Here is a 7980-nt window from a genome sequence, read left to right as displayed (position 1 = left end):
GCAGAATGCAAATTGAAAAATGCAAAATCGTCTTTTGTCAGATTTGGCTTTTGTACTCAAAATGTATACAGAAATAAATTTGACTTTTGCACATTGCAATCTTCATTTTGCAATTGCCGTAAGGCTATCTTGCCCTTTGGGAAATCGCCTTCGGCGACTTCGTGAATACAAGACGTTAAGCGCAAAGGCTCAATGCAGAATGCAGAATGCAAATTGAAAAATGCAAAATCGCCTTTTGCCAGATTTGACTTTTGCACTCAAAATGTAGACAGAAATAAATTTGACTTTTGCACTTTGCAATCTTCATTTTGCAATTGCCGTAAGGCTATCTTACACTTTGGGAAATCGCCTTCAGCGACTTCGTTAATACAAGATGTTGTGACTTTGTTTTTGAAGAGTTTAAAAAAGATTAAAATTTTAAAAATCAATCATTTATCAATTTAGAATTCGATGATTGCCTTGCCATCCTTTTTCTTTAATGTTATCTCTTTAGTTTTACCAATTGACGTTATTTTATAATTTCCATAAAAACCACGGACTTTAAAGATTCCATTTTTATTAGCTTTACCCCTTTCGACAGTCCACCATTCTTTGAATACCAGTTCCCTATATGCTTTTGCCTGTGGAGTCGGAGTCCAGTCCTTTTTCCACATAGCAGTTTCGGGTATCCAGTGTCCCTTTTCCCAGAATCCCCACATAATTATTGCTTCTACTTTTGGATGGGCAAAAAAGATGGGAAAGAATTTTTTGAGTTCCTCAGCTTTTTCTTCCTCTGTATCGCCATAGAATAGACACTCTGTTATTTTTATCGGTAAATTGAATTGACTTAATCTATCCAGATTTCTTTGTACCAATTCAGGAGTTGTATATTTTATTCCCATTTTATTGTCCGGCTTCGAAGTGATTACGTGAGCTTGGACACCAATGCCTCCTATTGGGACGCCCATATTCAGAAGATTTTTTATCTGCTCAATATATGTACTTGCATTGTATCCCCCTTCAGCAATTATTCCGTAGTCATTTACAAATAAAGTTATATCAGGATCTACAGATAAAGCTGCATATGCCATCTCATTAATTATGCCATAACCAAGTCTGCGCCTGAAGAAGTCTCCATGAATCATTTCGTTATTCAGGTCGTATTCCGTTATTCGACCCTTAAAATGTGCCACAACACTTTTTGCTCTTTCAATGACTGCTTTGCGTAATTCATCTGTGTTCAATTCATTCAACCAGGGCATAATGTACTTGTCCTTAGCCCAGAAAATACAATGACCACGCATTGGAATTCCAAGTTCATTACACATTTCCCAGATTCTATCCGCGAGGTAATAATCCACCTTACCTCTTTCGATCTCGCAGTCATACCATTTTAGGGCATTTTCATGAACGGCGTAGTTAAAGTTTTCCTTTAGTATCTTAAGAAACATTCTGCGATCTTTTTCAGACATAGCATTAGGTGCTTTTTCTGCAAGATTATCTGTTATACATGTTCCAAATAGAAATTCATGTCTTGTCTGCTCAACAGTTACTTCTGCCCCTGGTTTTGTTTTTACTATGATTTCACCCATCCTTATTTCTTTAATTCTTGATTCAATAGCTTCAGGAGTTATTTTTGAACGGATATCATCCTGTGGATAGATATTAAAAATAATTCCCCACATAGCTACTGCTAAAGTAATTTTTTTAATTTTCACTTTTTCATCTCCCAGAATGCTTTTTATTTTAAAATAACTATCCACTAAAACTTATAAAATCTCTGACAATTTATCATCAATTTAGTATAAAAATATGATATTTATAAACTTATTTGTTTACTGAGGCGGAATTACCAGGAGCTTGGTTTGGTACATGAAAGCTTGTTTTATTGGTAAAAGGATATTTTCTTCAGAATTCGAGTTTTTCTCCATATTTTTTGATCAGCTCTTCATTTGGCAAATAATACAGTGTCGATATCAATGTTGGATTTAGTTTTAAATTGTTTTCTTTTTTAAGGGATCTTTTCAATAGCTTTCTTTAATGTGGTTTCTTGACGTTTTTTGAAAAGGGCTTTTATGCCTTCTAGGTCTTCCATCTTGTTTATTCCTTGCTATACCCTCTAAGTTTAAAAAATTAAATAACTTATGTTTAAAAATTACAAAATTTATACCACAAGTATTATTTGATTTGTTGTTGTTTACTTTATTTTAAATGAAATGGTTAGATCAGATGTCTATTGTTAAGCCTTCGTAGGCAAGGAGAATCTCGAGGTCTGATTTTGGGTAATTTATATTTTTATAATCGGTAGCCTTTTTGTATACCGAATAAATTTCAAAATCATTTCGTTCTGGTTCGTGATGAAAGAGTACCAATTTCTTGACTTTAGCTGCAATTGAAAAATCAACACCTATTAGCGCTGAACTGTGTCCCCAGTCTTCTTTATGAACGGCTTCTTCAAAGGTGTACTGGGCATCGAATACTAGCACATCAGCGTTTTTGAAAAATTCTATGTATTTTTCATTCCCATTTTTTGTAGAATTCTTAAACTCTGAATCAGTCGCATATACGAATATTTTATCCTCGTACACAACACGAAAACCGTAGGAACCTCCGGGATGATATAAAGCTTTGTTTTTAATTTTTACACCTTCTATATCAATCTCTGATTCTGGATCCAGTTTAATAAAAGTTTTTTCTGAAGCCATATGATCAAGAGAGACAGGGAAAAACCGAAAATCCTGCTGTATTCTTAATCGTTCTTCAAGGTCAGGATGTACACTGTAAAAGAATAGTTTTGTTTTTGGAAAATGAGCGGGCGCGAAGAATGGGAAACCCATTATATGATCCCAGTGAGTATGACTTAAAAAAATGTGAAATTCTTTTATCATGTCATATAATCCATTTTTCATTATATAACTTCCGAGTACCCGGATCCCAGTACCCATGTCAAAAATAATAAATTTGTCATTTACTCTTAATTCTATACATGATGTATTTCCGCCTATTACACCTGTATAAACATTATCCAGTTTATTTACAAAATCAATAATGGATGATTTGCTTTTTAATGCATTGTCGGGTATTTCCTTTAATATAGCAAATATTTTTTCTTTAATTTGAATAGAGCTTGCGGGCGTTGGAATAGAACCCCTTACCCCCCAGAACTTTATTCTCATTTTTGCTCCATTTTAACGGACAGTTTACTTTTTCTTTTTTATCTTAACAGCAGTACCGTAGACAAGTAGCTCTGCTGCCCCCTGCATTACTGTTGATGTAGTAAATCTAATGCCAACGATCCCATCAGCTCCTTTTTCTTCGGCTTCTTTTATCATTCTATCAATTGCTTGCTCTCTTGCTTCGGCCATCATTTTCGTATACTCAGGTATTTCACCACCGACAATATTTCTTACGAAGGCTAATATATCTTTTCCTATGTGTCTTGTTCTAATGGTGTTACCTTTTACAAGACCCAGTGTATCGGTGATATCATATCCTGCTAAAAAATCCTGTGTTGTTAAAATCATGATTTTGTCCTTTATTTTTCAATGTTTTTAGAATAATAATTATCTTCTTTACTTTTTAACCTATCTTTTATTGCTTTTATGAGAAGCAATCCAAAGCCAGTTATAAGCAACAACCCAATTATTCCATAAGGAAGTACTTTTATCATGCCATAAATCATTAGAATTATAAAAAGTAATTGAATAGAACCTAATATTATATATGCTATTATTTCTACCATAACTCCCTATTTTAACAGTAGTTACTATAATGAATATTTATAAAAATTTCAAGTTTTTCAAAAAAAATGTGATGTAGATCAAATTTTAAAGTTGCTTATAAATTGGGAAATTTGTTATTTCCCATGGAATCAGTAAGAAATGGAAATTAATAATTGAGGGTGTTATGAAAAATAAGTTAATTTTAATTTTCATTAGCATTTTTGTATTAATTAATTTTTGTTCGAAGAAAGGAGAAATAGCCTTGGATGCAAAAAGTTATCTGGATAGTCTTACAAGAATCGTAGAACCAGTCTATAAAAATATGAATCTATCTTACTGGAATGCAACAGTTACTGGTGAGAATAATTATTACAAAGAATATTCAAATTATAGCCTACAATATAAAAGGATACTATCTAGCAAAAGAGATTTTGAAATTATTAAGAAATTCAGAAATTCTATTGAAATTAAGGATAGAATTTTAAAAAGAACATTTGATTTACTCTATCGAGAATTTTTAGTAAACCAGGCTGATACAAATTTAGTAAAACAAATAACTGAGCTATCTTCAAAAGTTGAGCAAAAGTTTAATACTTTCCGGGGAAAAATAGATGGGAAGCCCGTATCAGGTAATGATATTAAAAAAATTCTCAAATCATCCAATGATCTTGAGTTAAGAAGGAAAGCGTGGGATGCATCAAAGCAAGTTGGTGACATTGTTGCCAATGATGTTATTAAACTGGTAAAATTGAGAAATAAGTTAGCCAATTCTCTCGGGTTTGATAATTACTTTTACTTGATGCTTTTTATTCAGGAGTTTGAACCGGGACAGCTTGACAGATTATTTGATCAGCTTGATGAACATACCAGGGAACCTTTTATTGAACTAAAAAAAGAACTTGATGCGTATCTTGCAAAAAGATTTGGAATAAAAGAAGATGAATTAAGACCTTACCATTATTCAGACCCTTTTTTTCAGGAAGCTCCTGATATATATAATGTGAATCTCAATGAATTATATGCTGATAAAGATATTATTATACTAGCTTCAAAATTTTATAAAAGTATTGGAATGGATGTATCAAAGATTCTTGCACGAAGTGATCTATACGAACGTGAGGGTAAGTATCCCCATGCTTATTGTACCCATATTGACCGCAGAGGAGATGTAAGGATTATGGTAAACGTTGTGCCATCGGAATACTGGATGAATACTATATTACACGAACTCGGGCATGCTGTGTATGAAGTTTATATAGATAAGAGATTACCTTTCTTTTTAATAGATCCATCTCATTCCTTTATTACTGAGGCGGTTGCAATGTTCTTCGGTAGATTAAGCAAAAATCCTGTCTGGATAAAGGAGGCACTATGTGTGGAAGTTAGTATATTAAATGAAATTTTTACTAATGTAAAAAATATGTTAAAAGCAGAGCAGTTAATATTCTCCCGTTGGACACAGGTGATGTATAGATTTGAAAAAGAACTCTACAGTAATCCCGATCAGGATTTAAACAGTTTGTGGTGGGAACTTGTTCGAAAATATCAAATGGTTCATCCTATAGAGGGCAGGAATAAACCGGACTGGGCAACTAAAATTCATATTTGTTCGTATCCAGTTTATTATCATAACTATATGCTTGGTGAGATATTGGCAAGCCAGTTTCTTTTTGCACTTATGAGGCAAAAAGGAATAGAAAGTGTCAGTGGTATGAAATTTTTCGGCAATAAAGAACTTGGTAACTTCTTTATAAAAAAGGTCTTTAGATCAGGAAAATTATATAGGTGGGATGAACTTATTAAAATAGCCACTGGCACGGAGCTAAATGCAAAGTATTTTGTTAATGAGTTTTGTAAATAAATTATTTAATAAGCGGATTGGTATTATCTTTTGTAATATTTACTGTTTGAACTTTTGATTTTACAGGAACAAACCACTGATAGCATTTTTCCTGATTGTAAGTATAGAAAAAGAGTACACTGCCAGTAGGGCAGGTAATCGTAGTGTCACAGGGTGGAAATAATTTTAATGAATTAACATTCATGTCTTTAAGGTTTTGATCCATGATTTTTATTAATGGTATTGTGTAATGTTTATCGAGTATATTTTTAATCTGGGTACACATTGATTGATATTCAAGTTCCAGCTCAGCTAATGATGTTTCAATATCTTTTAATCTTCTTTCGATTTCTTTTAATTTCGCAAAATCCAGTACTTCTACAGAAATTGTTTTAATGTTTATGTTAGATGTATCACTAAAATTAGGTAATGTATCTTCTACTACGGCATAACTGCCGGGAGAAAGTAAAAGTTCTATTTTTGAAGTCTTCAATATTTTTGATTTATATTCATAGCATATATTTTCTACAAGTGATGTCAAAGTACCAGTATTGGAAATTTTTAATCTTAAAATTAAATCATTTTTACTTGTGGCAACTCGGTTGAGATCAGCTTTTATATATTTGATGTATTCTTTTGATTGCTCAATAGTTATGCGCTTTTTTAAGGTTGTGAGATTATTATAAAGGTTTCTAAGAGAGTCTGTTATTTCTCTGGTTTCGTCTATCTTTGAGTTTAACTCTTGAAGCAATGTGCTTTTATATGACTCGGAGTTGAGGTTTTTAGCAATGAATTTTACCTTTTTTTCAGGTAAGGTAATTAGGTTCAGATTCTCAAAATCGGAGAATATATCATTGGAGACATTGACTTTTACCTGACTGGTATGAGAACAGCCTATAAATAAAATCAAAAAGTATATAGGTACAAAAAATGATATTCTATTGTGAATCATATAAAAAATGATAATATCAATGCCCAGAATCTGATTATTAATTTGTTATTAGGGACTAAATTGAAAATCCCCGGTTGATAGTCAAATGTTACAACGACTTTGCGATTTTCATTATTGATAATAGGGATAGCTATTGAAGCCTCCGTTTCTAATTTATCCCAGAATCTTCTTATATCCCTGATATGAGTTTGACCTTTTTCAAGTATAAGGATTTCATTTTCAAGTAATGCATTTGCGGCTAGGCTATTCCTATTGTATGGATGATTAAATTCAGAGGAAGAATAACTATATTTTTCACTTTGAAAATGAGTGCAAATTAAGATATCCTGATCAGGTTTTTTCTCATATAATCGCATATTCTTGAAATTAAATTTGTTCATTATCCATTTGTATAATTCATCTTTTCTGGTTTCATAAGACGTTTTTGTAGTTATTCTTTCGCCCATTACGGTTACAAAATTCCCAATTAGCATATTTAATTCTGATGTAAATTTTACATCAGTGGTACATATAAAAATGTACATTCCATTATACTTGTCAAGATAAATTTTTGGAAGAAAAATAACACTTAAATCTATTGGGTTTGTCCCTTTTCTTGTATATCTGAAGTTAGAAAATTGAGTTTTTAAAGTTACTTTTGCCTTTCTAAATGTAAGAAAGAAGTCTTCTGGTAAAAAGAATTCTCTGAGAAACTCAATATTTTTGTTTATTAGTTTATCGCTCATTACAGGAAAGATATTTTCTATTGCTCTGTTAATATTCACTATATTATCGGCTGAATTGGTCTCAATTACGATATCTGTTCCTATTTTAAAAATAGTACTAATGAAATTCTTGTATGAAACAAGGTTGTCTATAATTCGCTTATTGATCAGAATCTCCTTTATATAATTTTTAAAAATAGATATAGGATTGAGCTTGGTTATTGTGGGAGCTTGTCCATCAGTGGGTTTGTCAAGAATAAGCAGAGCGATAGGTTCTTCTTCATGTCTAATTATGGTATAGAGAAGGTCATTTTCATGCCAAAGTCCTTTTTTTGCTTCAACAGGTACTGCTGAATCTAATCCATTACTTATTATTTTCCTTGCCTCTGAATCATACCACGGGAGATAGAAAAAATCTCCGATAGCCCATTTATTTACTAGATTGCTTGTTAGAATCTTTCTCTGCTTAATTAATTCTTTCGTATTAACTGCTGAAATATAGAGATTATTGGTGCTATTGGTTATAACTTCCAAAACCTCATAGGATTTATTGATAATCTTCAAGATAACTCTTTCCCAGCCTGTTTTTGAAATAAAATTCAATATCTTATGTATTTTTATCCGGTGATCTTTTTCTCTATCAATTTCCTTAATTTCTTTTTGTACGTAATTAAATAGTTCTAAATAGTTAATCATTTAAGTTTGTTCCACTTATATTTTTGTATTTTGAAATGAACGCATATGTATGCCAAATTATTTATATATACATGTTGATACAATTAT

At 31.8% G+C, this 7980-nt stretch carries 7 protein-coding genes; 1 reads left to right on the top strand and 6 read right to left on the bottom strand.

The window, feature by feature from the left end:
• Window positions 1–440: 440 nt before the first annotated feature.
• From H0Z29_08855 to H0Z29_08840, 4 genes are all read right to left on the bottom strand, one after another.
• A complete protein-coding gene (locus H0Z29_08855; GenBank protein ID MBO8131607.1) occupies window positions 441–1697 on the bottom strand; it encodes an endo-1,4-beta-xylanase in 1257 nt (418 codons plus the stop codon).
• A 507-nt stretch (window positions 1698–2204) separates the two neighbouring features.
• Window positions 2205–3155, bottom strand: a complete 951-nt coding sequence (locus H0Z29_08850) for an MBL fold metallo-hydrolase (GenBank protein MBO8131606.1) — start codon at window positions 3153–3155, stop codon at window positions 2205–2207.
• Window positions 3156–3179: 24 nt separating this feature from the next.
• On the bottom strand, window positions 3180–3503 hold the full coding sequence (locus H0Z29_08845; protein ID MBO8131605.1) for a YbjQ family protein: 324 nt from the start codon (window positions 3501–3503) through the stop codon (window positions 3180–3182).
• 11 nt (window positions 3504–3514) lie between these two features.
• Window positions 3515–3721: a hypothetical protein gene (locus tag H0Z29_08840; protein MBO8131604.1), complete on the bottom strand. Its 207-nt coding sequence runs from the start codon at window positions 3719–3721 to the stop codon at window positions 3515–3517.
• A gap of 164 nt (window positions 3722–3885) precedes the next feature.
• Here H0Z29_08840 and H0Z29_08835 point away from each other — a divergent pair, with 164 nt between their 5' ends.
• Complete coding sequence (locus tag H0Z29_08835; protein MBO8131603.1) at window positions 3886–5562, top strand: M3 family oligoendopeptidase; 1677 nt, start codon at window positions 3886–3888, stop codon at window positions 5560–5562.
• A 1-nt stretch (window position 5563) separates the two neighbouring features.
• Here the strand turns inward: H0Z29_08835 and H0Z29_08830 are convergent, their stop codons facing one another.
• Together H0Z29_08830 and H0Z29_08825 are read right to left on the bottom strand one after the other, a co-directional pair.
• A complete protein-coding gene (locus H0Z29_08830) occupies window positions 5564–6493 on the bottom strand; it encodes a hypothetical protein (protein ID MBO8131602.1) in 930 nt (309 codons plus the stop codon).
• The gene (locus H0Z29_08825) at window positions 6490–7893 is read right to left on the bottom strand and encodes a hypothetical protein (GenBank protein MBO8131601.1); all 1404 of its coding nucleotides are present in this window, start codon (window positions 7891–7893) and stop codon (window positions 6490–6492) included. The genes H0Z29_08830 and H0Z29_08825 overlap by 4 nt, the downstream gene beginning before the upstream one ends.
• Window positions 7894–7980 lie beyond the last annotated feature (87 nt).

It is taken from the genome of Candidatus Neomarinimicrobiota bacterium (genome assembly GCA_017656425.1).
Taxonomy (GTDB): Bacteria; Fidelibacterota; UBA2242; order UBA2242; family B5-G15; genus JACDNV01.
The sequence above is the reverse complement of the archived record's forward strand: the minus strand, read 5'-3'. Positions and strand labels throughout refer to the sequence as shown.